Here is a 26,405-nt window from a genome sequence, read left to right on the forward strand (position 1 = left end):
GGGGAGGGGCTTCATATGGCGCTCGTCCTTCAACCCGTCTATCGGCCGCGTCCATGCGCTACAACCGCCGGGACATCGTGGAAGAGGCGGGGCGCATCCTGCGGCTGGCGTGGCCGATCATGCTGACCGGGCTCAACTGGACGCTGATGCATCTGATCGACGTCGCGATCGTCGGGCACATGAGTACGGCGGAGCTTGGCGCGCTGGCAGCGTCGCGGACGCTGACCTTCATCACCATCGTCATGGGGCTTGCCGGGCTCTCCGGCGTGCTCGTCCACGTCTCGCGCGCCGACGGCGGCGGGCGGCTTGCGGAGACCGGCGATCTGCTCCGCGCCGGCGCTGCGCTCGGGCTGACGCTCGGCTTCGGCGCCTTCGTGATCCTGATGCTCTTCGCCGAGCCGTTGCTGATGCTGGTCGGCGTGTCAGCCGATCTCCAGGGGCCGGGTGCCGCGGTCGTCCGCGCCATATCGTTCGGCTATCTCGGCCAGTTCGTTCTCGCCGCCGCCTCCTATTTCCTCGAAGGGATCAGCCGTCCGCGGCGCGTGATGGCGGTCAATCTCGCGATGCTCCCCGTCAACGCTGTGCTCGCCTGGGCGCTGGTCGGCGGGCATCTCGGCTTTCCCGCGCTCGGCGCGGTCGGCGCGGCGCTGGCGACGGCGAGCGTGTCGGTCGGCGGCGGCATCGCGATGCTCGTCCTGTGCTGGCTGTTGCCGCGCGCCGCCGAGCGCGGCGTCCACGACCTCTCCGCCGCCGCCTTGCGCCGCGCCTTCGCCTGGCTGCCGCGGCTGGCGGGCTTCGGCGTCGTCCCCGGCATCGCAGCGGGGCTGGAGCTTGCGGGCTTTTCCTGGCTGATGGCGCTCTCCACCCAGCTCGGCATCGTCGCGGCGGGCGCGTTCCAGGCGATGTTCTCGCTCCACAACATCGTCTTCACCTTGGCGATCGGCTTCGGATCGGCGGCCGGGGTGCGCGTCGGCAACGCGGTCGGCGCCGGCGAACCGGAGGAAGCATGGCCGCGCACGATGATCGCCGCGGGGCTCGCGCTGCTCATGCTCGGCGCGCTGTCCGCAACCTTCTGGCTGTTCGCCGTCCCCCTCACCGCGCCTTTCTCCGACGATCGCGCGGTGACAAGCCTCGCCGCCGTCATGCTCGCGCTGATTGCGCCGTTCATGCTGTTCGACGGTCTGCAATATGTGATGGGCTATGCGCTCCGCTCGCTCGGCGAGCAGGTGTGGGCGGGCGTCAATTCGATCTTCGCCTTCTTCGTCGTCACCGGAGGGCTCGGCTGGTGGCTGGTGCGCGAAGGCTATGGCCCCGCCGGGCTGGTCTATGCCGCGGGCGCCGGGATGGTGCTGGCCGCTTTGCTCCAGTTCGCGCGGCTGGTGCTGGTCGTCAGGAGAATTGGCCGAAGCTGAGGTTGAGCCGCTTGGCGCCGCGCGGCACGTCCACCTCGGCGCTATTGAACACCGTGCTCTGCCCCGGCGCCAGCTCCGGCACCGGCGCGGAGATGAACCAGCCGTAGACGACGCGGCCCTGCACGTCGCGGAGTTCGGCGCGGATCTGCGGCACGCGCTGGGTCTGTTCGGTCGGGTTGACGATCCGGCCGGAGACCGCGAGCAGTTCATTGCCGCTTTCGAGCTGGCGCCGCTCGGGCTGGCCGTTGACCTTGATTTCCAGCGGCGTCGCCGCTTCCGCCTTCGTCACATTCTGGATCGGCAGGCCGAACGCCCAGATCGCCGCGACCGCGCCCAGCATCAGCACCGCCGCGATGATCGCGATGATCGTCCACAGCCGCGCCGGGTTGCGCCGGCCGCTGAACGGCGGCTCTTGCGCATAGGCGTCATAATCGATCGGCTCGTCCGCGGCCTCGGGCTCCGGAAATGGGGTCGGCGTGGACTGGAAGGGCTGCGGAACGGCATGTTCGGGCGGCGGGGCTGCCGCGATAGGCGCCGCATCCTCGGCAACCGCTGCCGGCGGCTCGGCGCGCTCTTCCGGCATCACGCTCTTCGGCGCGGGCGGGGGTCCCTGGAACCAGCTATTCTTGCAATTGGCGCAGCGCACCTGCCGGCCGTTGGCGCCGATCGCGCTGTCCGGGACGACGTATCGCGTGTCGCAAACGGGACAGGACAGGATCATCGCGCGGCTCTCAACCCCCTTGCTCGGACGCGAGCGAATCTAAACACCCGAACGCGGCCTGTTGCAAGAGAAGCCCGCGCTTTACGGCGGCTAGCGCGCCGTGCGAATGATCGCGCGGGGCAAGAGGAGGCGGGACTGAGCGCGACGCGCAGCATCGTCCAGTTCGAGAATGTCGGGCTGCGGTACGGGACGGGGGCGGAGACGCTGTCGGACCTGACCTTCGCGCTGCGCGAAGGCGGCTTCTATTTCCTCACCGGCCCATCGGGCGCGGGCAAGACCTCGCTCCTGAAGCTTCTCTACATGGCGCAGCGGCCGAGCCGCGGGCTGATCCGCCTGTTCAGTGAGGATATCGTGACGATGCCGCGCGATCGCCTGCCCGGCTTCCGCCGGCGAATCGGCGTCGTCTTCCAGGATTTCCGCCTCGTCCGCCATCTCTCCGCGTTCGACAATATCGCGCTGCCGCTGCGTGTCGCAGGGGTGGAGGAGGGCGATCTGGCGACGCCGGTGACCGAGATGCTGAGCTGGGTCGGCCTCGGCCATCGTGCCAGCGCGCGCCCGGCGACGCTGTCGGGCGGCGAGCAGCAGCGCGTCGCCATCGCCCGCGCGGTGATCGCCCGGCCCGAACTGCTGATCGCCGACGAGCCGACCGGCAACGTCGATCCCGACATGGCGAAGCGGCTGATCCACCTGTTCGATGCGCTCAACAAGCTCGGCACCACGGTGGTGGTGGCGACCCACGATGTGCATCTGCTCACCCGCATTCCCCGCGCCGAGATGCTGCGGCTCGATCGCGGCCAGCTTGCCGATCCGACCGGGGCGCTGCGCCATCCGCCCAAGGGGCCGGAGGAATGAAGGGCGGCGTGCGCAAGTTCGGCGCCGCGGACCGGCGGCTACTGCCCGAGGGCCGCCTGTCGGGGCCGATGCCCTGGGTGATCGCGATCATGATGTTCCTGACGGTGCTCGCCGCCGCCGCCGGGCTGGGGCTCGGCAGCGCGGCGACGGGCCTCGACGCCGACATCGGCAACCGCCTCACCGTCCAGATCGTCGAGGCAAACCCCGATGCGCGCGAGCGGCAGTCGGCCGCCGCGCTCGCTGCGCTCCGGCAGACGCCCGGCGTGCTGGCCGCGACCCGCGTGTCGGACCAGCAGATGGCCGCGCTGCTCGAACCGTGGCTCGGCCCGGGCGGGATCGGCCAGGACATTCCCATCCCCGCGCTGATCGACGTCGAGCTGGGGCCCGGCACCACCGGCAATTCGGTGCGCGATGCGGTGCGCGCCGCAGCGCCGGACGCGCGGGTGGACGACAATGCGCAGTGGCTGGCGCCGCTCGCCAAGCTGATCGACGCGCTCCAGCTTCTGGCCGCGGCGCTGGTGCTGCTGATGGTCGGCGCGCTCGCCGCCACCGTCGTCCTTGCCGCGCGCGCCGCGCTCGACACGCACCGGTCGACGATCGAGGTGCTCCACCTGATGGGCGCAACCGACGTGCAGGTCGCGCGGCTCTTCCAGCGCCGCATCGCGCTCGATGCCTTGTTCGGCGGCGTCACCGGCTTCGTCGCGGCGGCGCTGGTGCTGGCGGTGATCGGCCGGCGGCTCGGGGCGCTGGGCTCGGACCTGCTCGGATCGGCGGGGTTGCCGATCCTCTCCTGGCTGCTGCTCCTCGTCCTGCCCTTCGCCGGCGTGCTGCTCGCGGTTCTGGTTGCGCGCGTGACCATCCTCAAGGCATTGGGGCGGCTGTTGTGATCAGCCGTTTCCTGTCCTTTCTGCTATTGCTCTACGCGCTCGGCTTCGCGCTGTTCGTGGTGCTGCTGCCGCAGCCGGCGGACGGCGCGCGCACCGATGCGATCGTGGTGTTGACCGGCGCCGCGGGGCGGATCGAGCGCGGTTTGGAGCTGTTGCGACAGGGCAAGGCGGAAAAAATGCTGGTCTCCGGCGTCAACCGCACCGTCCGCCCGGTCGAGCTCGCCGATCGCTACGGCAATGCGCGGCTGTTCGACTGCTGCATCGATCTGGGGCGCGAGAGCGTCGACACGCGCTCCAACGCCGACGAGACCTACAATTGGCTGCGCCGCAACAAGTACAAATCGGTGCGGCTGGTGACGACCGACTGGCACATGCCGCGCGCGGCGTTCGAACTGTCGCGCCGCGCCGAGGGGGTCGAGGTCGTGCAGGACGCGGTGCGCAGCAAGCCGAACTTCCGGCTGCTCTTCGCCGAATATAACAAATATCTCCTCCGCCGCGCCGCGGTGATCGTCGGCATCTGATGCCCCTGCTGCGCTCGCTGCTGTTCGCTCTGTTCTTCTATCCCGGCACGGTGGTCGCGGTGCTGCTATCGTTCCCGGGCGCGGCGATCGGCCGCAAGGCGCTGACCGCGGTGGTCCACGGCTGGGCGCGCTGGCATCACTGGTGCGCCGTCGTGCTGTTGGGCATCCGCGTGCGCGTCGAAGGGCCGCGGCCCAGGGGCGCGATGCTGGTCGCCGCCAAGCACCAGTCGATGTTCGAGACGATCGAGATGCTGCTGCTGCTCGACGAGCCTGTGCTGGTGATGAAGAAGCAGCTCACCGACATCCCCGGCTGGGGCTGGGTGGCGCGCACCTATGGCGCGATTTCGGTCGATCGCGAAGGCGGCGCCAAGACGCTTCGCTCGATGCTGAAGGAAGCCAATCGCGCCATCGCCGCGGGGCGGCCGATCGCGATCTTTCCGGAAGGCACGCGCGTCATGCCGGGCGAGACGCCGCCGCTGCAACCGGGTTTCGCCGGCCTATACCGCGCGCTCGGACTGCCCGTGGTGCCGGTCGCGCTCGACAGCGGCCGGCTATGGCCGCGCCGCAGCTTCCTGAAGCGCCCCGGCCTCATCACCTTCCGCTTCGCCGATCCCGTCCCGCCCGGCCTGCCGCGCAAGGAGATGGAGGCGCGCGTCCACGCCGCGATCAACGTGCTGGAGGTCAGCGCCGCGACCAACCACCACCCCCGCTCATCCTGAGGAAGGACTGAGCTTGGCGAAGGCCTGTCTCGAAGGACCGTGCTACGTCCTTCGAGACGCCGTTTCGACTGCGCTCAACGGCTCCTCAGGATGAGCGAGTCCGGGGAAGAGCGAATCAATTGAACCGGTTGTCGCGCGGGAAGCCGACAGGGGGCATCCGCCCCGCGGCGCCGCGCGCGGTGCGCCAGGCGGACATGTCGGGCTCGGCGCGCATCCGCCCGCTCTCACCGCCCATCGGCCAGCTCAGCCCTTCGGCGATCGGGAAGGTTGTGGCGTCGGAGAGGCCGCCATCGCGATAGCGCTGCAAGGTCACGCCCTGGCCGCGGCCCATTTCGGGCAGCTCGGCGACCGGGTAGACGACGAGCTTCCGGTTCTCGCCGACCACCGCGACATAATCGTCCGCTGCGTCGATCGGACGCACCACCTTCAGCTTCGCGCCGGGCTTCAAATTTACCACCTGCTTGCCCTTGCGCGTTTCCGCCACCGCGCCCGCCGCCGAGGTCACGAAGCCGCGCCCGTCCGATGCAGCGAGCAGCAGCTTGACGTTCTGCGCGGGCAGTAGCGCGACGATGCCGCCCTGCCCGTCGAGATCGACCATCAGACCCGCCGGCTCGCCGAAGCCGCGTCCGCCGGGCAGCTTGTCGGCGCCGAGCGTGTGGAAGCGCCCGCTCTCGGTCGCCAGCAGCAATTTGTCGGTGGTCTGCGCGTGGAAAGCGAAGGCGGGGCCGTCGCCTTCCTTGAACTTCAGCGTGTCGGCGGCGGCGAGATCGACATGGCCGCGCATCGCCCGGATCCAGCCGCGCTGCGAGAGGATCACGGTGATCGGCTCGCGCTCGATCATTGCTTCCAGCGGTATCTCGCGCGCCGGCGCCGCTTCCTCGATCCGCGTCCGCCGCCGCCCGAGCGGCGTGTCGGGCCCGTAGCGTTCGCGGAGCGCCGCCAAATCCTTCTTCAGCCGGGTGCGCTGCCGCGCCGGGGATTCGACCAGCTTCTCGAGTTCGCCGCGCTCCTTCTCCAGCGCGTCGCGCTCGCCGCGGATCTGCATCTCCTCCAGCCGGCGGAGCGAGCGCAGCCGCATGTTAAGGATCGCCTCGGCCTGCCGGTCGGTGAGGCCGAACTCGGCGATCATCACCGGCTTGGGTTCGTCCTCGGTGCGGATGATCGCGATCACCCGGTCGAGGTTGAGGAAGGCGACGAGATAGCCGTCGAGCAGCTCCATCCGGTCTGTGATTTTGGCGATGCGGTGCGTTGCGCGGCGGACCAGCACTTCGATCTGATGCTCGATCCAGCCGAGCAGCACCTGCTTCAGGCTCATCACCCGCGGCGTGCGCGTTGCGTCGAGCACGTTGAGGTTAAGCGGGATGCGCACTTCCAGGTCCGACAGCCGGTAGAGGCCGTCCATCAGCACCTGCGGATCGACCGTGCGGCTGCGCGGCTCGAGCACGATGCGCACCGCCTCGTCGCTCTCGTCGCGGATGTCGGCCAGGATCGGCAGCTTCTTCTCGGCGATCAGCGTCGCGATCTGCTCGATGAGCTTCCCCTTGGCGACCTGATAGGGGATCTCGCTCACCACCAGGTGCCAGCCGCCGCCCTTCTCGATCACCTTCTCGATTACCGCGCGCACGCGGAAAGCGCCGCGCCCGGTGGCGTAAGCGTGGGCGATCATGTCGGGCGCGTCGACCAGCACGCCGCCGGTCGGGAAATCGGGGCCGGCGACAAAATCCATCAGCGCCGCATCTTCGGCGCGCGGATTGTCGATCAGGTGGATCGCGGCGTCGATCACTTCAGCGGCATTGTGCGGCGGGATGCTGGTCGCCATGCCGACCGCGATCCCGCTCGCGCCATTGGCGAGCAGGTTGGGGAACAGCCCCGGCATCACCTCGGGCTCTTCGTCCTCGCCGTTATAGGTCGGGCGGAAATCGACCGTGCCGTCGTCGAGCCCTGCCATCAGCTCGATCGCCACCGGCGTCAGCCGCGCCTCGGTGTAGCGGTAGGCGGCGGCATTATCGCCGTCGATATTGCCGAAATTGCCCTGCCCGTCGACCAGCGGGTAGCGGAGCGCAAAGGTCTGCGCGAGGCGGACCATCGCGTCATAGACCGACTGATCGCCGTGCGGGTGATATTTGCCGATCACGTCGCCGACGACGCGCGCGCATTTCTTGTATCCGGCGCTGGGATCGAGCCGCAGCAGCCGCATCGCCCACAGCAGCCGCCGGTGCACCGGTTTCAGCCCGTCGCGCAGATCCGGCAGCGAGCGCGCGGTGATCGTCGACAGCGCATATACGAGATAGCGTTCGGACAGCGCATCGTCGAACGGCGCATCGACGATCTGATCGAAAGGGTCATCGGACATGACGCTTCGATAGCGAAGCGACGGCACGGATGCGAGAGTCCGCTTGCCTTTGTCTACTGAATGAATAGACTAATGCTAAAACGAGGAGAGCATGCATGAAGCACGTCCTTGTCCTGGCCGTTCTGTTCGCGGCCGCCGCTTGCTCGCACGCGGATGAAGCCGGTGTCGTCGAACAATCCGACGCGCTGCCGGAACAGCAGGCACCCCCTTCTGAGGCTCAGCAGGAACCGCCCGGCGCGCCGGCCGCCGATGCCGTCGCGGTGCAGATGCCGCGCATCGCCTATGCCTATCGCTTCGCCTTCCGGCTCGCGCCCGACCGGGTCGCGGCGCTTCAGGACCGGCATCTCGCGATGTGCGATGCGCTCGGCCCAATGCGCTGCCGCGTCGCCGATCTGCAAAGAGCGGCGGGCGAAGGCGAACACACTCAGGGCTCGCTCAAGCTGCTGGTCGCCGCCGACGCGGCGCGGCTGTTCGGCGATCGCCTCGCGGCTGCGGCCGACGGCGCTGGCGGCGAAACCGTGGCCCGCGCGATCACCGCCGAGGATCTGTCCAAGCAGATGGTCGATACCGAGGCGCGCATCCGCATCAAGCAGGCGTTGGTCGATCGGCTCACTGCCTTGCTGGCGACGCGGAGCGGCAACATCCAGCAGGCGGTCGAAGCCGAGCGCGCCGTCAATGCCGCGCAGGAAGAGCTGGAGCAGGCGCGCGCCTGGCTCGCCGAAATGCGCGGCCGCGTTGCGCTGTCGACGATGGATATCGCCTATCAGTCGGGCGCCCCGCTGGCCGGTGGCTTCGCGACGCCGGTGCGCGAAGCATGGGGCGAAGTGGCCTCGCTCAGCGGCAAGAGCCTGGCGATGATCCTGATCGTGGTTGCCGCGCTCGCGCCCTGGGCGGCCGCTCTCGCCCTCATTCTGGTCGCGGTGCGGCTCTACCGGCGGCGACGGCCGCGCGCCGTGTCAGAAGCCGACGCCGAGTGAGAAGACGACGGTAGCGTCGGCGCGGGGGACCGTGCCGGCGCTGGTGTCGACATAAGCGGCGCCGAGGCGGATCGGACCGAGCGCATAGTCCACGCCCAGCGACCAGTCGGTATAGTCCAGCGCGCCGCGCGCGCGGCCGACATGGCCTTTGAGGCTCCACGGGGTGAGCGGGATGCCGGCGTCGAGCGCGGCGGAAAGATAGAGGCTGTCCTCGCCGCCGATCGCATCCTGGCTCGGCGCCCAGGCCGCGCCCGCGGTGGCGCGCACCGGGCCGAGCTGGTGGCTAAGCCGCGCATAGGTCTCGACATAATCGGTCGGCCCGGCGAGCGCGGGGGAGTCGGGGAAGGCGTAATAATTGACGCCCGCGTCGATCCGCGTGCCCGATGCGATGTCGGTGGCGTAACCGGCATAGACGTCGATCTCGGCATTGCCGTAGCGCGGATCGTCGCTGAGGCTGGCGCCGAACGCGCCGGCGTAGAAGCCGCTCGACGCGCCGATGGTGAGCGAGCCCTGCACCGACGGGTCGCCGTCCGATCGGCTGATCCCGCGAAAGCGATAGTCGCTGACAATCTTCGCCTCGGCGCTGACGTCGGCCGCGTACGCAGGCATGACGGGGAGCAGGACAGCGGCGGTGGCGGCGAGGATTAAGATACGCATCGCCGCCTCATGTCGCGTGCCGCGGCGCGGCGCAACCTTGACAGCGCGGCCGCAGGCACGCACCTTGGCGACATGTTGCAGCGCGACAACTCCGTCGAATCCGCCATCGCCGTTTCCGGCGTGATGGCCGCGCGCGCTTATTATTACGGCACCGCCCGGGCGGGACCGTTCTAGCGCATTCATCTCACAAGACTGCGATCTCGAACCCACCCCGCCCGGCGCTCCGGCGGGGTTTTTCTTTGCGTGCAGGAAAGGCTCTCTCGATGTTCAAGGATGTTACCGATTTCGTGGCCACGCCGGTGGCCGAGCGGCACGGCGCCGCGCGCGATCCGAGCCGCCCGCCGCCGGGCGCGGCCACCGACTGGACGGTGCCGCAGCGCTGGGCGGACTTCGGCGCGGAGGATCATGCCGTTTGGGATCTGCTCTTCGCGCGCCAGCAGACGGCGCTCGACGGCCGCGCGGTCGCGGCGTTCGGCGAGGGGCTGGAGATGCTCCGCCTGTCGCGGCCGGGCATCCCCGAGTTCGGCGAGCTCAACGCGCGGCTGCAGGCGCGCACCGGCTGGACCGTCGTCGCGGTCCCCGGCCTCGTTCCCGACGACATCTTCTTCGAGCACCTCCGTCACCGCCGCTTTCCCGCGGGCAATTTCATCCGCCGCCGCGATCAGCTCGATTATCTCGAGGAACCGGATGTCTTCCATGACGTGTTCGGCCATGTTCCGCTGCTCGCGCTCCCGGAGATGGCGGACTTCATGCAATTGCTCGGCGAGCTGGGGCTGGCGGCGATGCAGGCCGGCGCGCTCCACCGGCTCGGGCGGCTCTACTGGTACACGGTCGAGTTCGGGCTCGCGGAAGAGGCGGGGCGGCGTGCGATCTACGGCGCCGGCATCGTCTCGAGCTTCGGCGAAAGCCGCTACGCGCTCGACGATCCGCGCCCGCGCCGCACCGCTTTCGATCTCGAGACCGTGCTCCGCACCGCTTATCGCAGCGACGCCTTCCAGCAGGGCTATTTCACGATTCCCCACGTCGCCGCGCTGATCGATCAGGTATCGCGCGCCGAACTCCCCGAGCTCTACGCCGCGCTCGCCGATCTGCCCGATCTCGATCCGGCGACCGGAGAGCCGATTGGCGCGGAGGACGGCGGGCGATAGACAGGCGCGATGCATCGTCCGATCGACCTGCTGCCGGACACACCGGTCCGCGCCTTCACGGTGCCGCTTACCGGCGCGCTCGCAGGTTTCGGGGATGCGGCGGCGTTCGCGATCGCGGGCCCGGAGAGCGCGCCGGTGGTCCTCGTGCTCGGCGGCATATCGGCTAATCGCTTTCCGGCGGTGCGCCCCGACGGCGGCGCGGGGTGGTGGCCGGGCGTCGCCGGTGCTGGCAGCGCGCTCGATCCCGCACGCTGGCGTATACTCGGCATGGATTTCGTGTCTGATCCGGAGGGTCGTCGAGCCCCCGCCAGCGCCGATGTCGCCGCGCTGATCGCCGCCGCGCTCGATGCGGCCGGGATCGCGCGCGTCCACGCCGCGGTCGGAGCATCCTATGGCGGGATGATCGCCATGCGCTTCGCGCAGGACTATCCGGATCGCTGCGCGCGGCTGGTCGCGATCTCCGCGGATGCCCGCGCGCATCCGGCCTCCACCGCGATCCGCGAGCTGCAGCGGCGCACCGTCGCGCTCGGCCTCGCGGCGGGGCGCGGACAGGAAGCGCTGTCGATCGCGCGCGGCATGGCGATGCTCACCTATCGCACCCGCGAGGAATTCGCCGACCGGTTCGAAGGCGGCATATCGGGCGACGACGTGCTCGAATGCACCCAGCCCGGCACCTATCTCCGCGCGCGCGGCGACGTCTATCACCAGGTCATGTCGCCCGAACGCTTCCTCAGCCTTTCCGCCGCCATCGACCGGCATGTCGCGGAGCCGGCGAAGATCGCGGTGCCGAGCCTGCTCATCGGCGCGACGAGCGACCTGCTCGTGCCGCCGTCGCAGATGGAGGCGCTGGCCGGGGGCATCGGCGCAAACGCGCGCCTCGTTCTCCGTCACTCGGCCTATGGCCATGACATGTTCCTGAAGGATGCCGATGCGATTTCGGCGTTGATCGCGCCATTTTTGGAGGAGTCCGCATGACCGCGCCCGATACGCGCAGCGCCGCCACGATCGTCGCCAGCGCCGGCGTGCGATCCGATCCCGGCTACGGCAGCCTGACGCCGCCGCTGTTCGCCTCCGACACCTACGAATGGCCGGATGCCGCTACCAAGCCGGCCTATGATTATTCGCGCACCGTCAACCCGAACCGCGCACTGCTGATCGAGGCGCTGGCGGCGCTGGAGGGCGCGGCGGGCGGCGCGGCGACGGCGTCGGGCCAGTCTGCCGTGCTGCTCGCGACGTTGCTGCTTCCGGCAGGCGCGCGGGTCGTCGCCCCGCACGATTGCTATGGCGGCACTTACCGGCTGCTGAGCGGACTGGAGGCGGACGGCAAACTCGTCACGCGCTTCGTCGACATGGCGGACGATGCCGCCTTCGACGCGGCGATGGCGTGGGGGCCTGCACTCGTCTGGATCGAAACGCCGAGCAATCCGCTGCTTCGCGTCACCGACATCGCGCGCCGCGCGGGCGCGGCGCGGGCGGCGGGCGCGCTCGTCTGCGCCGACAATACGGTGATGACGCCATGCCGCCAGCGGCCGCTCGATCTTGGCTGCGATCTCGTCATGCATTCCACCACCAAGGCGCTCAACGGCCACGCGGACCTGTTCGGCGGCGCGCTGCTGGCAAAGGATTCGGCGCTGGTCGAGCGGATCGAATGGTGGGCCAATGCGGCGGGGCTGTCCGCTTCCGCGCACGAATGCTGGCAGACGTTGCGCGGGCTGCGGACGCTGCCGCTGCGCATTGAGCGGATGGAAGCCAGCGCGCGCGCCGTCCATGCATGGCTTGCCGAGCAGCCGGCGATCGCCGCACTCCATTATCCCGGTGACGGCTTCATGCTGAGCTTCGAGCTGGCAGGTGACGCTGCGGCCTTCCTGACGGGTCTGAACCTCCTCACCCTCGCCTCGTCGCTTGGCGGCTACGCGACGCTGATCTGCAAGCCTTCGACGATGACTCATCGCGGAATGCCACCCGAAGCGCAGGCCGAAGCCGGCATTGCACCCGATCTGCTGCGCCTGTCGGTCGGGCTGGAAGCGCCCGACGATATCATCGCCGATCTCGCCCGCGGGATCGCGGCGCTCGGCTGACGCCTTAGCGCGTCACCGCGCCCTTGCTGCGCTCCCAGGCTTTGCGGCCGCCCACCCACGTTTCGAGCACCTGAGTGTCGCGGACGTCGCGCGGGGGGACAGTGAAGATGTCGCGGTCGATGAGCAGGAAATCGGCGAGGCGGCCGGGCTGGAGGCTGCCGAGCCTCTCCTCGGCGAAGCCGGCGAACGCCGCGCCGGTAGTGAAACCGGCGAAGGCCTGCTCCATCGTTAGCTTCTGCTCGGGCATCCACCCGCCCGGCGGCTGCCCTTCCGCATCCTCGCGCGTCACGGCGACGGCGAGGCCGTGGAAGGGGTTGGGCGATTCGACCGGGAAATCGGAGCCGAAGGCGAGCGGCACCTTGTTCTGCAGCATTGTCGCCCAGGCATAAGCGCCGCCCAGCCGCTCGCGGCCCATCCGCGCCTCGGCCATCCGCCAGTCCGACGCCTCGTGCACCGGCTGCATCGAGGCGATGATCGAATTGCGGCCGAACCGCGCGATGTCCGTCGGGTCGATGATCTGCGCATGTTCGATGCGCCAGCGGCGGTCGCCCTTGTAGGTTTCGGCCAGCTCCTCGATCGCGCCGAGCAATTGCTCGTTGGCCTTGTCGCCGATCGCGTGGACGGCGACCTGGAAATTGTCCATCGCGGCGCGGCTCATCAAATTGCGGATCTCGGCATCGCTGTTGAAGCCGAGGCCGCTCTCCTTGGGAGAATCCTGATAGGGCGCCTTCAGCCACGCGCCGCGCGAGCCCAGCGCACCGTCGCTATAGAGCTTGACGCCGATCATCCTCAGCCGCCCGTCGTAGAGCCACGGCGTCGGCCCGGCGCCGGCGATCGACAGCAGAGGATCGAGGCCCATCGCATAGGAGAGGATGCGGACGCGGAGGCGATTGGCGTCGCCCGCGCGGCGCATCGCGCTCCAATCCTCGACGTTCGTTCCCATGTCGGCGACCGAAGTGAGCCCCTGGCTCAGCATGATCTCCTGCGATTTGGCGAGCGCCTCGTCGCGGGTGCGCGGCAGCGGCGGCGGCACGGCCTTGCCGACCAGCTCCATCGCGGCATCGATGAAGACGCCGCTCGGCGCCTTGCCCGCCATCTCGATCTTGCCGCCCGTAGGAGCCTTGCTGGCGGCGGTGATCTTGGCCGCTTCCATCGCTGCGCTGTTCGCCCAGCCGGCATGGCCGTCGATACGCTCCAGCCACACCGGCCGGTCGCGCACCACCGCGTCGATATCGGCGGCGGTGGGGAAGCGGCCGAGATTCCAGCGCTCCTGGTTCCAGCCGCGCCCGACGATCCAGCGCGGGCTCGGGTTGGCGGCGGCAAAGGCGGCGATCTTCACCTGCGCCTCCTCGAGCGATCGGGTGTCGCTGAGGTCGAGCTGCATCGCCTGGAAACCGAGGCCGAGGACATGGCCGTGGCCGTCGATGAGGCCGGGGATCATCACCCGGCCGCGGCCGTCGAGCCGGTAGTCGGGGCGGTCGGGCCGCCGGTCGCCCTTGCGTAAGAGCTGCTTCACCCGCCCGTCGGTGCCCACCAGCAGCGCCTCGAACGTCACCAACACGCCGCGCTCGTTGAGGGTGTAGCCCTTGACGTTGTCGACCAGCGTGTCGGCAGAGGCGGCGGGCGCAAGCAAAAGCGCCGCGAGCGCCGCTGTGGCGGCTCGCACCCACCCCCGGCCCCTCCCTGCAAACAGGGAGGGGAGTTCACGGTTCTTCATTCGTTGAGCCTTCTCACCAGCGCCGAGGTGTCCTGACGGGCGCCGCCCATCGCCTGCACTTCGGCATAGAATTGGTCGACCAGCGCGGCCATCGGCAGGCTGGCGCCGTTGCGCCGCGCCTCGTCGAGCGCGAGGCCGAGATCCTTGCGCATCCAGTCGATCGCAAAGCCGAAATCAAACTCGCCGCGCATCATCGTGTCCCAGCGGTTGACCATCTGCCAGCTCTGCGCTGCGCCGCCCGACACCGCTTCCAGCACCTTGTCCGGATCGAGCCCGGCGGCCTTGGTGAAATGCACCGCTTCGGACAGCCCCTGCAGCACGCCGGCGATGGCGATCTGGTTGACCATCTTGGTGAGCTGCCCGGCGCCGTCCGGCCCGACATGGACGATCCGCGCTGAGTAGGCTTCCATCAGCGGCCGGGCCGCGCCGATCGCCTCCTCGGTGCCGCCGCACATCGCGGCCAGCGTGCCGTTCTCGGCCCCCGCCTGTCCGCCCGACACCGGAGCGTCGACGCAGGCGATGCCCTGCCGCCGCCCGGCCTCCGCGATCTTGCGCGCGATGCGGGCGGAGACGGTGGTGTGATCGATGAAGAGCGTGCCCGCACTCATGTTGCGGAACGCGCCGTCGGGGCCTTGCGTCACCCGGTCGACATCCTCGTCGGTGCCGACGCAGGCGATGACGGCATCGGCGCCACCCGCCGCCGCGGCCGGCGTCGCGGCATGGCTGCCGCCATGCGCCTGCACCCATGCGCGCGCCTTTTCCGGGCTGCGATTGTGGACGACGAGGCTGTGCCCCGCGGCGGCGAGATGCCGCGCCATCGGCGCCCCCATCACGCCCAATCCCAGGAATGCGATCCGTGCCATCGCCCCGGCGATAGGGCCTGTTGGCGCGGCGCGCCAGATGCTAGGCGCGCGCATGGCCTCAGACGCTCCCGGCATCGCCGACATCCGCGCCGCGGCGGACCGCATCGCGGGCGCGGTGGTGCGCACGCCCACCCTGCTCAGCCGCACGCTGTCCGATCTCACCGGCGCCAATGTCTGGCTGAAGTTCGAGAATCTCCAGTTCACCGCCGCCTACAAGGAGCGCGGCGCGCTCAACAAACTGCTGCTGCTGGACGAGGCGACGCGGCGGCGCGGCGTGATCGCGGCGTCGGCGGGCAATCATTCGCAGGCCGTCGCCTATCACGGCCGCCGGCTCGGCGTTCCCGTCACCATCGTTATGCCCAAGCCGACGCCGACGATGAAGGTGGTGCAGACCGAGGGCCATGGCGCCACCGTGGTGCTGCACGGCGAGCTGTTCGACGAAGCCTATGCCAAGGCGCGCGAGATGGAGGGCGAACTCGGCCTCACCTTCGTCCACCCGTTCGACGATCCGGCGGTGATCGCCGGCCAAGGCACGGTCGCGCTGGAGATGCTGGACGACGCGCCTAACATCGACACCTTGGTCGTGCCGATTGGCGGCGGCGGCCTCATCTCGGGCATGGCCGCGGCGGCGAAGGCGGTGAAGCCGGACATCGCCGTCGTGGGTGCGCAGGCCGAGCTTTATCCCAGCATGTACGCGCATATCGAGGGGCGCGAGATGCCGTCGTCGGGCGACACGATCGCCGAGGGGATCGCGGTCAAGCGGCCGGGCGATCTCACCCGCCAAATGGTCGCCGATCTGGTCGACGAAATCCTGCTGGTGCCCGAGCGCGCGATCGAGACCGCGGTCAGCCTCCTCGTCCAGATCGAGAAGACGGTGGCGGAAGGCGCAGGCGCCACCGGCCTCGCCGCGCTGCTCACCCATCCGGAACGGTTCCGCGGGCGCAACGTCGGGCTGGTCGTCACCGGCGGCAATATCGACACGCGGCTGCTCGCCACCGTGCTGCTCCGCGATCTCGCGCGATCGGGACGGATGGCGCGGCTCCGCGTCCAGCTCCATGACCGGCCCGGCGCGCTGTTCTCGGTGGTCAGGCTGTTCGAGCAGCAGCAGGTCAATATCGTCGAGGTCTATCACCAGCGCGTGTTCACCAACCTGCCGGCGAAGGACGCCTTCATCGACATCGAATGCGAGGCGCGCGACAAGGCGCATCTCGACACGCTCGTCGCCGCGCTCGGCGAGGCCGGGTTCAACGTCCATCCGGTAGAGATTCACTAGCCCGACCGTCCCGCCGCGGAACGCCCGGCCGCGGCAGCCGATTTTGCGTGCTCCCGCATCTTTGCAACCGCGCGCGGCGGGCGCATAACGTCCGTCTGAGACCACTCGTACCCGGAGCCCCGGTGACCGCACCGTTCCGCTTTCCCCGCTTCTTCGTGACCACGCCGACGGCGTGTCCCTATCTGCCCGGCAAGACCGAGCGGAAGGTGTTCACCGAACTCAACGGCCAGCATGCGCACGAGCTCAACGATGCGCTCGGCCGCATCGGCTTCCGCCGCAGCCAAGGGGTCGCCTACCGGCCGAGCTGCATCGATTGCCAGGCGTGCATTTCGGTGCGCGTGCTGACCGGCGAGTTCCAGCCCAACACCACCCAGCGCCGGCTGATCCGCCGCCACGCGGACCTCGAAGTCACCGCGTGCAAGCCGTGGACCACGCAGGAGCAATATGACCTGCTCCGCCGCTATCTCAACGCGCGCCATCCGGGCGGCGGGATGGTCGGCATGGACGAGAGCGACTTCGCCGATATGGTCGAGCAGAGCCCGGTGAAGACCTATGTCGTCGAATATCGCGAGCCGTCCGAGGGTGGTCGTCCGGGGCGCCTCGTCGGTGCCTGCCTCACCGATCAGCAGGCCGACGGCCTCTCCATGATCTACAGCTTCTTCGAGCCCGAGCATGAGGGGCGGAGCGGGCTCGGCACCTATATCATCCTCGATCATATCGTCCGCGCCGGCCGCGCGGGGCTGCCCTATGTCTATCTCGGCTATTGGGTCGAGGGATCGAAGCGCATGGCCTACAAGACGCGCTTCCGCCCGATGGAGCGGCTCGGCCCCGGCGGCTGGACCCGCTTCGAGCCGGAGCAGCGCGAACTGCCGTTGGGCGCCTCGGTCAGCGCCTGAATCTCATTCGTCGACGATCGCGTCCGGCAGCCAGGGCGGGTTGGGGATCGCGCCGGTGGCCTCGTGGAGATAGGCCGCCCAGCGCATCGACAAATCGTTGAAATATTCGTCGTCGGGCTCGATCCGGCGCTGGAACACGCCTTGCCGCGCGTCGCTCGGCATCACCAGCAGGTCGATCGGCCGCGCGACGCCGAGGTTGGATCGCATCGCGCTGTCGAACGAGAGGAAGCCCACCTTCACCGCCTCGTGCAGCGGCGTCTCGTAGTCCAGACCGCGGTCGAGGATCGGCTTGCCATATTTGGTCTCGCCGATCTGGAGGAAGGGGACGTCCGCCTTGCACTCGATGAAATTGCCGGCGTTGTAGATGAGGTAGAGCGCCGGCGGCGCCTTGCCGACGCGGCCGCCCAGCAGCAGCGAGACCGAACTCGACGCGTTGATCGTCGCCAGCGCAGCGCCGACAGTCTGACTGGCGATCTGCACTGCCTCGCCAACCAGTTGGGCGACGCGGAACATGGAGGTCGCGCGCTTCAACGTCCGCGTCATCTCGCCGTCGCCGGTGGGCAGGCCTTCGTGGATCAGGCCGATCACCGACTGGCTGATCGACAGGCTGCCCGCCGAGCAGGCGAAGATCTGCCGGTCGCGATCGTCGGCAAGGACGTGGAGCTTCTTGAACGAGGAGAAATTGTCGATGCCCGCGTTGGTGCGCGTGTCGGCCATCAGGACGAGCCCCGCGTCCAGCAGCATACCGAGGCAATAGGTCATGCGATCCCCTTCTGGCGCCGCCCGTCAGCTTTGCGTCTGGGCCTGTGCCTGCGCCCTTGCTAGCCGCACTTCAACCTCAACCGCCAGACTTTCTCCGCCGCCGCCGTTCCGCGACCCGACGAAAGGCGCCGCCTCGCGATAGTCGAGCCCGCCGGCGACGCGGATATAGGCGTCGTCGGCGCTGATGCCGTTGGTGGGATCGAATGCAGTCCAGCCGAGGCCGTCGATCCACGCCTCCGTCCAGGCGTGCGCCGCGGGCTGATGCACTGCGCCGTCGCGGCGAAACAGATGGCCCGAGATGTAGCGCGCGGGAATCCCCATCGTCCGCGCCACCGCGATGAAGATATGCGCGAAGTCCTGGCAGACGCCGTGGCCGGCATCGAACGCCTCGGTCGCCGTCGTCCCCGGATCGGTGTTGTCGGTATCGAAGGTCAGCCGTTCGTGGAGCGCGGCGTTGAGCCGGTGCAGCCGATCGAGCGTCGGTCCGCCTTTCGCTTCGAGGGCATGGGCGAGGCCGCGTATGCCGGCGCTGGGGTGGGTCAGCGCTGTCTCCCGCAGGAAGACGGCGGGCGGCAGATCGTGCGGCAGGCCGGCGATCACCCCGGCGCTGTCCTCGGTCAGCACCCGGCCACTCACAGTGACGGCGAGGTGGTCGATCTCGGCATCGACGTAGAGCATGTGGACGATGTTGCCGTAGCCGTCGCGATGCTCGCGCAGCCGCGCGTCGCAATCGACGTCGATTCGCCATTCGAGCACGTTCTGCGACGAGAAGCTGAGCGGCGTGACGCGCATGAGCTGGACGACGCGCTTGGGCGGCGTGTCGTAGCGGTAGCGGGTGTCATACTGGACGGCGAGACGCATCAGACGAACCGGAACTGCTGGGCGATGGCGGCGTCGAGCGCGGCATTCTCGCCGATGAAGCGCTGCAGCGATTCGTGGAGGCCCGCGCGGAACAGGGTATCGATGTCGCCTTCCTCCAGCTCGTTGAGACGGCGCCGCGCGAGCCGGTCCGCCTCGCCCTGCCGCCCGGTGCGGTCGCCGAATGCGGCGAGCAGCGCCACCGCCTCCGCCGCGGCCGAGGCGAGCGAGCGGGGCAGTTCCTGGCGGAAAATCAGCAACTCGGCGACAAGCCAGGGCTTGGGCGTCTGGCGATAGAGAAAGCGATAGGCGTTGCGCGCCGAGACGGTCTGCAGGATCGTCGTCCACTGGTCGCGATCGAGCACGCCGCCGATCTGTTCGCCCTCGGGCAGGATGAGATAATATTTGACGTCGAGCAGGCGCGCCGTGTTGTCGGCGCGCTCGATCACCGCGCCAAGCCGCATAAGCCAATAGGCCTCGCTGCGCAGCATCCGAGACAGTGCGCCCTCGAAGCCGCGGGCATCGGCCTTCAATGCATCGACCAGCGCGTTGGTCGCCTGCGCGCCGCCCGGACTCGATCGGTCGCGGACATTCGTCCATGTGCGGTTGATCGCCTCCCAAAGCTCTCGGGTGATGTCGTTGCGCGCCGACCGGGCATTCTCGCGCGCGCCCTGGATGCTGGCGCGCACAGAATTGGGGTTTTCGTCGGCAAGCGTCAGGTATCGGCTGACGTTGAAAGCACCGAGGCTCTCGCCGGTGGCGGCATATGCGGGGCCTGCGCCCGCGACGTCGAGCGCGCTCTGCCAGGGCCCGAGATCGGCGCCGCCCGCGCCGACGAGCGAATGGAGGCGGATCGTCGCCTCCAGCAGCCGCACAGTGAATTCGGCACGCTCCATGTAGCGGCCGATCCAGTAGAGCGCCTGTCCGGTGCGCGCGAGCATCAGCGTTGCACCGTGCCGTGCTCGCCAGGCGCGGCGAGGATGAAACTGTCCTTGGTGCCGCCGCCCTGGCTCGAATTGACCACCAGCGACCCCTCGCGGAGCGCCACCCGGGTGAGCCCGCCGGGGACGATGGTTACCCCGTCCGCGCCGGTCAGCACGAAGGGGCGGAAATCGACATGGCGCGGGGTGATGCCCTTTTCGGCAAGCGTCGGCACCGTCGAGAGCGCAAGCGTCGGCTGTGCGATATAGCGGTGCGGCTCGGCCTTCAGCGCCAATCGGAACTGCTCGATCTCCGCCTTGCTGGCGGTCGGGCCGACGAGCATGCCGTAGCCGCCCGATCCGTCGACCAGCTTCACCACCAGCTCGTCGAGGTGATCGAGCACGTAGCCGAGCGCTTCGGGCTCGCGGCAGCGCCAGGTCTCGACGTTGGGGAGCTTCGCCTCGCCGCCCGAATAATAGCGGACGATCTCCGGCATGTAGCTGTAGATCGCCTTGTCGTCGGCAATGCCGGTGCCGGGCGCATTGGCGATGGTGACGTTGCCGGCGAGATAGGCCGCCATCAGCCCCGGCACGCCGAGCATCGAATCGGCGCGGAAAGTAAGCGGATCGAGGAAGGCGTCGTCGACGCGGCGATATATGACGTCGACCCGGACCCGGCCCTCGATCGTCCGCATCCAGACGAAATCGTCGTCGACCTCCAGATCGGTGCCCTCGACCAGCTCGATTCCCATGTAATCGGCAAGGAAGCTGTGCTCGTAGAAGGCGCTGTTGAAGTGGCCGGGAGTGAGCAGCACGCAGGTCGGGTTGCGGGTGCCGTGCGGCGCCACCGAATAGAGCGTGTCGCGCAGCAGATCGGGGTAGGTGTCGACCGCCAGCACCGGGAAGATGTCGAACAGCTCGGGGCAGAGCCGGATCATCGCCTCGCGATTCTCGATCATGTAGCTGACGCCCGACGGCGTACGCGCATTGTCTTCCAGCACGAAGAAGTCGTCGGGTCCGGTGCGCACAAGATCGATGCCGCAGATGTGCGCATAGACGCCGTGCGGCGGCCGCGCGCCGGCGACGGCGATGCAGAACTGGCTGTTGCCGAGCACGATGTCTGCCGGAACGACGCCGTCCTTCAATATCTGCCGCGCACCATACACGTCATCAATGAAAGCGTTGATCGCGGCGACGCGCTGTTCGAGCCCGGCCGAGAGGCGCGACCATTCTCCCGCGGTAAACACGCGCGGTACGATGTCGAACGGGATGATCCGCTCCGCCGCCTCGTCGTCGCCGTAGACGGCGAAGGTGATGCCGAGATTGTGGAAGGCGCTTTCCGCGGACTGCTGGCGCCGGTCGAGCTCGGCGCGCGGCGTGCCCGTAAGCCAGTCGGCAAGCGGCTCCAGCCCGTCGCGCGCCCTTCGGCCGCGGCTGACCCCCCATAATTCGTCGAACGGCGTCTTGCCCATTGTCCCCCGGTTGCGAAGCTCAAAGCTTCAACACCGTCATGCCACGATTGTTCATCGCGCAAAACTGCCGGTCGAAATCTTCACGGCCGCGCAAGGAGCAATCAGCGCTTGATATTGATAACGTTTCGCAATAGCGTGGTGACCTGGAGGGTTGATCCTGATGACCACCGATCTTGCCGTGCTGACCCGAACCCCGTGCATCGGCTGCCTCGACGAGCCGCATCGCGCGATGATCGTCACGATGCGCTGGTGGGTGAGCCTGCGCAAACGTGGCTGCAATCCCTCAAGCGCGATCGCCGAACGGCTCGGATCGGAGGAAGCGGCGGTCCGCTTCTGGCTGTTCATGGAAGCGGTAGGCGCGGCCTGGCCCGACCCCTTCATCGTCAGCCCGCCCTGCTGCGGACGCCTGAGCTTCGACGAAGCGACGCTGGTCCAGATGCTCGGCCATATCGGCCGCGGCGACCGCTGCGGCCTCTACCGCCTGCTCGGCGAGATGCTCCCGATCGAACAAAGCGAGCGCCTGTACGTCGCGACGGCGGCCCTGCTCGACGCGGTGGCGCAGCCGGCGGATTAGCGTGCTGGCACCGCCGCACCGCCGCGCTGGAGCGGGGCGGGTTCGCCGCGGGCGTAGGTGCCGGTGAGGAGGCCTGCGGCGAGCACCTTGCCCGCCATCGCCTCGACCAGCGCCTTGCGGCCCGGATCGTCGCCGGGATCGACCGGCGCGGATAGTGCGAAGAGTTGAAACGCATAGCGATGCTCGCCGTGGCCGGTCGGCGGATCGGGCGGCAGCCATTCGTCATTGCCGAAGCTGTTGCGGCCGACGCCGAAGGACGCGTCTTCGCCGATCGCGCCTTCCGCCAGCGCGCGCTCGCCGGGGTCGATGTCGAAGGCGACGGCGTGGACGAAGGGCTGCGGCGCCGGCGCATCGGGATCCTCGACGATCAGCGCGATCGACCGCGTTTCGTCCGGCACGTTGTCCCACAGCAGCGGCGGCGACAGGCCCGCGCCGTCGGCGGTGAACCGGTCCGGGATGCGCCCGCCGTCGGCGAAGGCGGGGCTGTGCAACCGGATCGCGGCGAAGCCGGCGCCGAGCGACGCGTCGGCGATCACCAGCTTGTCCGCGCCCGCGCGCACGCCCTTCAGCGCGCGGCCCAGCCACTCGGGAACATGTTCGAGCATTCGGTCCCTCCTTGAAGGAGACAGAACCGACCGCGCCGCGGATGGCTCCCGAAAGCGATTGCCCGCCACCGCGCCGGCCTTAAAGTGCGCGCGCAAGCCGAAGAGGGGGCGTTATGGCGCAGGCGTCGCGGCCGTTCTATCGGACGCTCTATTTCCAGGTGCTGGTCGGCATCGCGCTCGGCATTCTCGTCGGCTGGCTGCATCCGGCGTTCGGCCAGTCGCTGAAGCCGCTGGGCGACGGGTTCATCAAGCTCGTCAAGATGATCATCACCCCGGTGATCTTCCTCACCGTCGTCACCGGCATCGCCGGCATGTCCGATCTCAAGGCGTTCGGCCGGGTCGGCGCAAAGGCGATGGCCTATTTCCTCACCTTCTCGACGCTGGCGCTCGCCGTCGGGCTGATCGTCGCCAATATCGTCCGGCCGGGCGACGGGCTCCACATCGATCCGGCGACGCTCGATCAAGGCGCGGTCGGCAATTACGTCAAGGCGGCGCAGGAGCGGACGATCACCGAGTTCGTCCTCCACATGATCCCCGACACTGCGATCAGCGCCTTCACCTCGGGCGAGATATTGCAGGTGCTGTTCATCGCGATCTTGTTCGGCGTCGCGCTGGCGCTGATCGGCGAGCGGGGCGAGAAGCTGCTCGGCACGCTCCGCACGCTCACCGCGGTCGTGTTCCGGATGGTGCACATCCTGATGTATGCCGCGCCGATCGGTGCGTTCGGCGCGATGGCCTTCACCATCGGCGAATATGGCATCGGCACGCTCGCCAATCTCGCCGGGCTGATCGTCACCTTCTACGTCACGTCGCTGCTGTTCGTGGTGGTCGTGCTCGGCCTCGTCGCGCGCGCCGCGGGCTTCTCGCTGTTCGCGCTCATCCGCTACATCAAGGATGAGCTGCTGCTGGTGCTCGGCACCTCCAGTTCCGAAAGCGCGATGCCGCTGCTGATGGAGAAACTGGAGCGCTCGGGCTGCCCCAAGCCGATCGTCGGGCTGGTGGTGCCCACCGGTTATTCGTTCAACCTCGACGGCACGAACATCTACATGTGCATGGCCGCGCTCTTCATCGCGCAGGCGACCGACACGCCGCTGACGCTGGCCGACCAACTGCTGTTGATGGCGGTGGCGATCCTCTCGTCCAAGGGCGCGGCAGGGGTCACCGGATCGGGCTTCATCGTGCTCGCCGCGACGCTCTCGGTGGTGCCCGCGGTGCCGGTGGCGGGGATGGCGCTGATCCTCGGGGTCGATCGCTTCATGTCGGAATGCCGCGCGCTCACCAACTTCATCGGCAATGCGGTGGCGACGATCGTCGTCGCGCGCTGGGAGCGGGCGGTCGATCTCGACCGGCTCCATGCCGCCTTCCGCGGCGAGGGCGGCGCGTTCACCGAGCGGGAGAGCGACGCGCTGCAGATCGAGGGGCGGAGCGACGTTCCCGTCTGAACGTGATGCGCGCCTTCCTCAATCTCCTGCTGTTCGGTGCGATGGTCGCGCTCGCGATCTGGTTCGAGCGCGGGCGCGAGCAGTCGATCACCGCCGCCGACGGCAGCGCGGTGCATGTCATCGACGGCGACAGCCTTCGGGTCGGCGGGGTCGAAATCCGCCTCGCCGGGATCGACGCGCCCGAATATCGCCAGACATGCCGCGACGGTGCGGGCGCGGCATGGGCATGCGGCAAGGACGCGCGCGAGACGCTCGTCCGCCTGGTCGCGGCAGGCGGCCTCGATTGCCGATCGCGCGCGGAAGATCGCTACGGCCGCGCGCTCGCGACGTGCCGGACGGGCACCGGCGATGTCGCCCGCGCGATGGTCGCGGCGGGGTTCGCCGAAAGCGCGCGCGATGACCGTTTCGACGCGCATCCCGACGTCATGGCGGAAGCGAAGGCGGCGAAACGCGGCATCTGGCGCGGTGATCATCAGCACCCGGCCGACTGGCGGCGCGCCAACGTGGGCTGACGCGGCCACTGGCGCGGGTCCGCCCGCACGCTATTCTCCGCCGCGACTCGAAGGAGAAGCCCGATGCGCAAATCCCTCTTCGCCGCCTTGCTGCTGTCGTTTGCCATGCCGGCGTCGGCGGCGCTCCCCGTCGGCGCGCCCGCGCCCGATTTCACGACCCGCGGCGCGATCGCCGGCAAGGTGTTCAAGCTGCACCTCGCCGAACAGCTCAAGAAGGGGCCGGTCGTCCTCTATTTCTTCCCTGCCGCCTTCACCCCCGGCTGCACGCTCGAGGCGCAGGAATTCGCCGAGGCGACCGACGATTTCAACAAGCTCGGCGCAACGGTGATCGGCATGTCGGCCGATCCGATCGACAAGCTCGCCAAGTTCAGCGTCTCGGAATGCCGCAACAAGTTCGCGGTGGCATCGGCGGGCAACAGCCTCATCGACAAATATGATGTCGCGCTGCCGCTGAAAGTCGGGCTTTCCAACCGCACCTCCTACGTCATCTCGCCGCAAGGCCGCATCCTCTACGCGCACAGCGACATGAGCCACCGCGACCACGTCAAGAACACGTTGGCCGCCGTCCGCAAGTGGAGAGCCGAGCAGAAATAGAGTTCGGCATTTCATTATCTGAACAAGGCATTATCCTCTCTTTAGGGGAGAGGTGACGATGCAGAAGTACGGACTAGCGCTGTTGCTGTTGGCGGGGCAGCCGGTTGGCGCGCAACCTGTCCCCGGCTTCTTCTCCGACCTTCCGCCATATGATGTTCTTCTCGAGAGCGGCGATGCCGCGTCGCAAATTGCGACCTTGATGGGCGAAGGCGTGCAGCCGCCCTGCACGCTCGCTCCGCTCGACAAGGCATTGGCGCTTACGCCGTCGCCTGGCCGGCCGCGCGGTCTGATCCAGTATGCGCGCGCCGGCTGCCTCTCCGACAAGGCGCAGCAGCCGGCCGCACGTGCGGCGATCGACGAGAGCGTGCGCCTTCTTCCGGGCTACGGAGCGCCGCTGGCGCTAGCATTCATGCTGTACAGCTTTTCGGATCGGCCCGGCCCTGCTGCCGACTATCTCGTGCGGCTGATCGAGATAAACCCCGACGCGGCCCTGCAGGTTGACGATTATTCGGTCAGCAACCTGATGAGCCGCCTCAGCGATGCCAACGATCGCCGACGGCTTGCCCGGCTAAGCGAAAAGTTGCTGGAGATCGGCTGGATGTCCGACGATCTCGCGCAGCGCGCCACCCTCGCAACTGCGGTAATCGAAGGACGCATGGACGCGGGCGACGTCGCGGGCGCCCGGGCGCTGGTCGAGACGGTGGCAGTGCCCGGCAAGCTTTACACGATGCTCTCGGATCGGCGCTACGAGGCTTTATGGCCTGACATCGAGCGCTGGGCCGGACCGCAGCTCGGAAGGTTGTGGCAGCCTTATCTTCGCGCCGCCGAAGGCCGATGGCGTGCATCGAACAATGCGGATGCCGCAAAAGATTATGGCGATGCGCTTCTCGATGCCGGCCATTACGATGCGATTCTTCGCGATCTGCTGCCGCTGACGCAGCGCAAGATCGATCCGAAAGACGACGACGGACTGATCTTCCTTGTTCCGTCGATCGCGGCGGCGCTCGCACGGGCGGATCGGTGGGACGATATCGAAGCATTGTACCAGAGGATGCTCGCGATCTGGCCTCTGGGTGGCGAAACCAACGCCCTCAACCTGAGCGGCAACCGCGCCGTGTACCTATTTCGCGCCGGCAAAGCCGACGCGGCGCGTCAGGAAATCGATCGTACCATAGTGGAAGCGCTGAGGCGGCGCGAAGAAGTGGGAGCCGGCGCTCTCGCAGCCATGGCGCTGCATCGCGCCTGCATCTTGCAGAAACTCGGCGAGACCGAGGAGGCGCTGAAAGCGCGAGACATCATCGGCCCCAGCCGGCGCGTCATGATCGCCGATCTGATGCTGTGCCTCGATCGTCCGAACGATGCCCGCGATGCGCTCATCATGGCGCTGGAAGATCCCGCGCAGCGCGCGTCCGCGATCAATTTTGTGCAACCGGGCGATTTTTCGCCGAACGATGGGATGGCCGGGCGTACGATACGCGCCCGACAAGCGCTGGCGCGCGACCCGGCGCTGCTCCGCGAAGTCGCAAAATATGGGCGCGTTCTGGACTTCGAGCTTAAAGCACCGCCCGAGCTCGAAAAGGTACCACTATAGC

The 26,405-nt window shown here is 68.5% G+C and carries 27 protein-coding genes; 17 read left to right on the top strand and 10 right to left on the bottom strand.

Going from position 1 to position 26,405, the window contains the following annotated elements; translation table 11 throughout:
• Positions 1-53: 53 nt before the first annotated feature.
• Positions 54-1,412 (top strand): MATE family efflux transporter, encoded by a 1,359-nt coding sequence (locus B9N75_RS05630; protein WP_085217910.1) that lies wholly within the window; start codon positions 54-56, stop codon positions 1,410-1,412.
• Here B9N75_RS05630 and B9N75_RS05635 read toward each other — a convergent pair.
• Positions 1,390-2,133 (bottom strand): MJ0042-type zinc finger domain-containing protein, encoded by a 744-nt coding sequence (locus tag B9N75_RS05635; RefSeq protein WP_085217911.1) that lies wholly within the window; start codon positions 2,131-2,133, stop codon positions 1,390-1,392. The genes B9N75_RS05630 and B9N75_RS05635 overlap by 23 nt on opposite strands.
• Before the next feature lie 135 nt (positions 2,134-2,268).
• Here B9N75_RS05635 and ftsE point away from each other — a divergent pair, with 135 nt between their 5' ends.
• The 4 genes from ftsE to B9N75_RS05655 are packed head-to-tail and all read left to right on the top strand — an operon-like array spanning position 2,269 to position 5,112.
• Complete coding sequence (ftsE, locus tag B9N75_RS05640) at positions 2,269-2,985, top strand: cell division ATP-binding protein FtsE (protein WP_085219427.1); 717 nt, start codon at positions 2,269-2,271, stop codon at positions 2,983-2,985.
• The gene (locus tag B9N75_RS05645) at positions 2,982-3,872 is read left to right on the top strand and encodes a cell division protein FtsX (RefSeq protein WP_085217912.1); all 891 of its coding nucleotides are present in this window, start codon (positions 2,982-2,984) and stop codon (positions 3,870-3,872) included. Before ftsE ends, B9N75_RS05645 begins: the two co-directional genes overlap by 4 nt.
• Positions 3,869-4,393, top strand: coding sequence for a YdcF family protein (locus tag B9N75_RS05650; RefSeq protein ID WP_085217913.1), 525 nt, complete (start codon positions 3,869-3,871; stop codon positions 4,391-4,393). The genes B9N75_RS05645 and B9N75_RS05650 overlap by 4 nt, the downstream gene beginning before the upstream one ends.
• Positions 4,393-5,112, top strand: a complete 720-nt coding sequence (locus tag B9N75_RS05655; RefSeq protein ID WP_085217914.1) for a lysophospholipid acyltransferase family protein — start codon at positions 4,393-4,395, stop codon at positions 5,110-5,112. Before B9N75_RS05650 ends, B9N75_RS05655 begins: the two co-directional genes overlap by 1 nt.
• Before the next feature lie 115 nt (positions 5,113-5,227).
• On the opposite strand, the gene parC is transcribed toward B9N75_RS05655, so the two are convergent.
• The gene (parC, locus tag B9N75_RS05660) at positions 5,228-7,465 is read right to left on the bottom strand and encodes a DNA topoisomerase IV subunit A (RefSeq protein ID WP_085217915.1); all 2,238 of its coding nucleotides are present in this window, start codon (positions 7,463-7,465) and stop codon (positions 5,228-5,230) included.
• Positions 7,466-7,560: 95 nt separating this feature from the next.
• On the opposite strand from parC, the gene B9N75_RS05665 reads away from it, so the two are divergent.
• Positions 7,561-8,442, top strand: coding sequence for a DUF4349 domain-containing protein (locus tag B9N75_RS05665; protein WP_085217916.1), 882 nt, complete (start codon positions 7,561-7,563; stop codon positions 8,440-8,442).
• Here the strand turns inward: B9N75_RS05665 and B9N75_RS05670 are convergent.
• Positions 8,422-9,099, bottom strand: a complete 678-nt coding sequence (locus B9N75_RS05670; RefSeq protein WP_172840824.1) for a TorF family putative porin — start codon at positions 9,097-9,099, stop codon at positions 8,422-8,424. The genes B9N75_RS05665 and B9N75_RS05670 overlap by 21 nt on opposite strands.
• A 9-nt stretch (positions 9,100-9,108) precedes the next feature.
• On the opposite strand from B9N75_RS05670, the gene B9N75_RS14195 reads away from it, so the two are divergent.
• The 4 genes from B9N75_RS14195 (at position 9,109) to B9N75_RS05685 (ending at position 12,325) form a co-directional block, all read left to right on the top strand.
• On the top strand, positions 9,109-9,273 hold the full coding sequence (locus B9N75_RS14195) for a hypothetical protein (RefSeq protein WP_172840825.1): 165 nt from the start codon (positions 9,109-9,111) through the stop codon (positions 9,271-9,273).
• Positions 9,274-9,362: 89 nt separating this feature from the next.
• On the top strand, positions 9,363-10,247 hold the full coding sequence (gene phhA / locus B9N75_RS05675; RefSeq protein ID WP_085217918.1) for a phenylalanine 4-monooxygenase: 885 nt from the start codon (positions 9,363-9,365) through the stop codon (positions 10,245-10,247).
• 9 nt (positions 10,248-10,256) lie between these two features.
• Complete coding sequence (locus B9N75_RS05680; protein ID WP_085217919.1) at positions 10,257-11,222, top strand: alpha/beta fold hydrolase; 966 nt, start codon at positions 10,257-10,259, stop codon at positions 11,220-11,222.
• Positions 11,219-12,325, top strand: a complete 1,107-nt coding sequence (locus tag B9N75_RS05685) for a PLP-dependent transferase (protein ID WP_085217920.1) — start codon at positions 11,219-11,221, stop codon at positions 12,323-12,325. Before B9N75_RS05680 ends, B9N75_RS05685 begins: the two co-directional genes overlap by 4 nt.
• Positions 12,326-12,329: 4 nt before the next feature.
• Here B9N75_RS05685 and B9N75_RS05690 read toward each other — a convergent pair whose 3' ends face one another.
• Together B9N75_RS05690 and B9N75_RS05695 are read right to left on the bottom strand one after the other, a co-directional pair.
• Positions 12,330-14,042 carry an amidohydrolase gene (locus B9N75_RS05690; RefSeq protein ID WP_085217921.1) on the bottom strand — a complete coding sequence of 571 codons (1,713 nt, stop codon included), beginning with the start codon at positions 14,040-14,042 and terminating at the stop codon, positions 12,330-12,332.
• On the bottom strand, positions 14,039-14,905 hold the full coding sequence (locus B9N75_RS05695; RefSeq protein ID WP_085217922.1) for an NAD(P)-dependent oxidoreductase: 867 nt from the start codon (positions 14,903-14,905) through the stop codon (positions 14,039-14,041). The genes B9N75_RS05690 and B9N75_RS05695 overlap by 4 nt, the downstream gene beginning before the upstream one ends.
• 52 nt (positions 14,906-14,957) lie before the next feature.
• On the opposite strand from B9N75_RS05695, the gene B9N75_RS05700 reads away from it, so the two are divergent.
• Together B9N75_RS05700 and B9N75_RS05705 are read left to right on the top strand one after the other, a co-directional pair.
• Entirely contained in the window at positions 14,958-16,178 is a 1,221-nt protein-coding gene (locus B9N75_RS05700) for a threonine ammonia-lyase (RefSeq protein ID WP_244552451.1), read from the top strand.
• Positions 16,179-16,300: 122 nt separating this feature from the next.
• Complete coding sequence (locus tag B9N75_RS05705; RefSeq protein ID WP_085217924.1) at positions 16,301-17,074, top strand: arginyltransferase; 774 nt, start codon at positions 16,301-16,303, stop codon at positions 17,072-17,074.
• 3 nt (positions 17,075-17,077) lie between these two features.
• Here B9N75_RS05705 and B9N75_RS05710 read toward each other — a convergent pair whose 3' ends face one another.
• Genes B9N75_RS05710 through B9N75_RS05725 form a run of 4 tightly spaced genes read right to left on the bottom strand, consistent with a single transcriptional unit; the run spans position 17,078 to position 21,086 of the window.
• Positions 17,078-17,836, bottom strand: a complete 759-nt coding sequence (locus B9N75_RS05710) for a proteasome-type protease (RefSeq protein WP_085217925.1) — start codon at positions 17,834-17,836, stop codon at positions 17,078-17,080.
• Positions 17,837-17,860: 24 nt separating this feature from the next.
• Complete coding sequence (locus B9N75_RS05715; protein WP_085217926.1) at positions 17,861-18,697, bottom strand: transglutaminase family protein; 837 nt, start codon at positions 18,695-18,697, stop codon at positions 17,861-17,863.
• The gene (locus B9N75_RS05720; protein ID WP_085217927.1) at positions 18,697-19,635 is read right to left on the bottom strand and encodes an alpha-E domain-containing protein; all 939 of its coding nucleotides are present in this window, start codon (positions 19,633-19,635) and stop codon (positions 18,697-18,699) included. Before B9N75_RS05720 ends, B9N75_RS05715 begins: the two co-directional genes overlap by 1 nt.
• Positions 19,635-21,086, bottom strand: coding sequence for a circularly permuted type 2 ATP-grasp protein (locus B9N75_RS05725; protein WP_085217928.1), 1,452 nt, complete (start codon positions 21,084-21,086; stop codon positions 19,635-19,637). The genes B9N75_RS05720 and B9N75_RS05725 overlap by 1 nt, the downstream gene beginning before the upstream one ends.
• A 160-nt stretch (positions 21,087-21,246) precedes the next feature.
• On the opposite strand from B9N75_RS05725, the gene B9N75_RS05730 reads away from it, so the two are divergent.
• Complete coding sequence (locus tag B9N75_RS05730) at positions 21,247-21,660, top strand: hypothetical protein (RefSeq protein WP_157123712.1); 414 nt, start codon at positions 21,247-21,249, stop codon at positions 21,658-21,660.
• On the opposite strand, the gene B9N75_RS05735 is transcribed toward B9N75_RS05730, so the two are convergent.
• Positions 21,657-22,265, bottom strand: a complete 609-nt coding sequence (locus B9N75_RS05735; protein WP_085217930.1) for a YbhB/YbcL family Raf kinase inhibitor-like protein — start codon at positions 22,263-22,265, stop codon at positions 21,657-21,659. The two genes, B9N75_RS05730 and B9N75_RS05735, sit on opposite strands and share 4 nt — an antisense overlap.
• Positions 22,266-22,378: 113 nt before the next feature.
• Between B9N75_RS05735 and B9N75_RS05740 the strand changes: the two genes are divergently transcribed.
• From B9N75_RS05740 to B9N75_RS05755, 4 genes are all read left to right on the top strand, one after another.
• Positions 22,379-23,707 carry a dicarboxylate/amino acid:cation symporter gene (locus B9N75_RS05740; RefSeq protein ID WP_085217931.1) on the top strand — a complete coding sequence of 443 codons (1,329 nt, stop codon included), beginning with the start codon at positions 22,379-22,381 and terminating at the stop codon, positions 23,705-23,707.
• A gap of 5 nt (positions 23,708-23,712) precedes the next feature.
• A complete protein-coding gene (locus tag B9N75_RS05745) occupies positions 23,713-24,219 on the top strand; it encodes a thermonuclease family protein (protein WP_085217932.1) in 507 nt (168 codons plus the stop codon).
• A gap of 63 nt (positions 24,220-24,282) precedes the next feature.
• A complete protein-coding gene (locus B9N75_RS05750) occupies positions 24,283-24,813 on the top strand; it encodes a peroxiredoxin (RefSeq protein ID WP_085217933.1) in 531 nt (176 codons plus the stop codon).
• Between the two features lie 52 nt (positions 24,814-24,865).
• On the top strand, positions 24,866-26,404 hold the full coding sequence (locus B9N75_RS05755; RefSeq protein WP_157123713.1) for a tetratricopeptide repeat protein: 1,539 nt from the start codon (positions 24,866-24,868) through the stop codon (positions 26,402-26,404).
• The last annotated feature ends 1 nt before the right edge of the window (position 26,405 follow it).

Source organism: Allosphingosinicella indica, from assembly GCF_900177405.1.
GTDB classification, from domain to species: domain Bacteria; phylum Pseudomonadota; class Alphaproteobacteria; order Sphingomonadales; family Sphingomonadaceae; genus Allosphingosinicella; species Allosphingosinicella indica.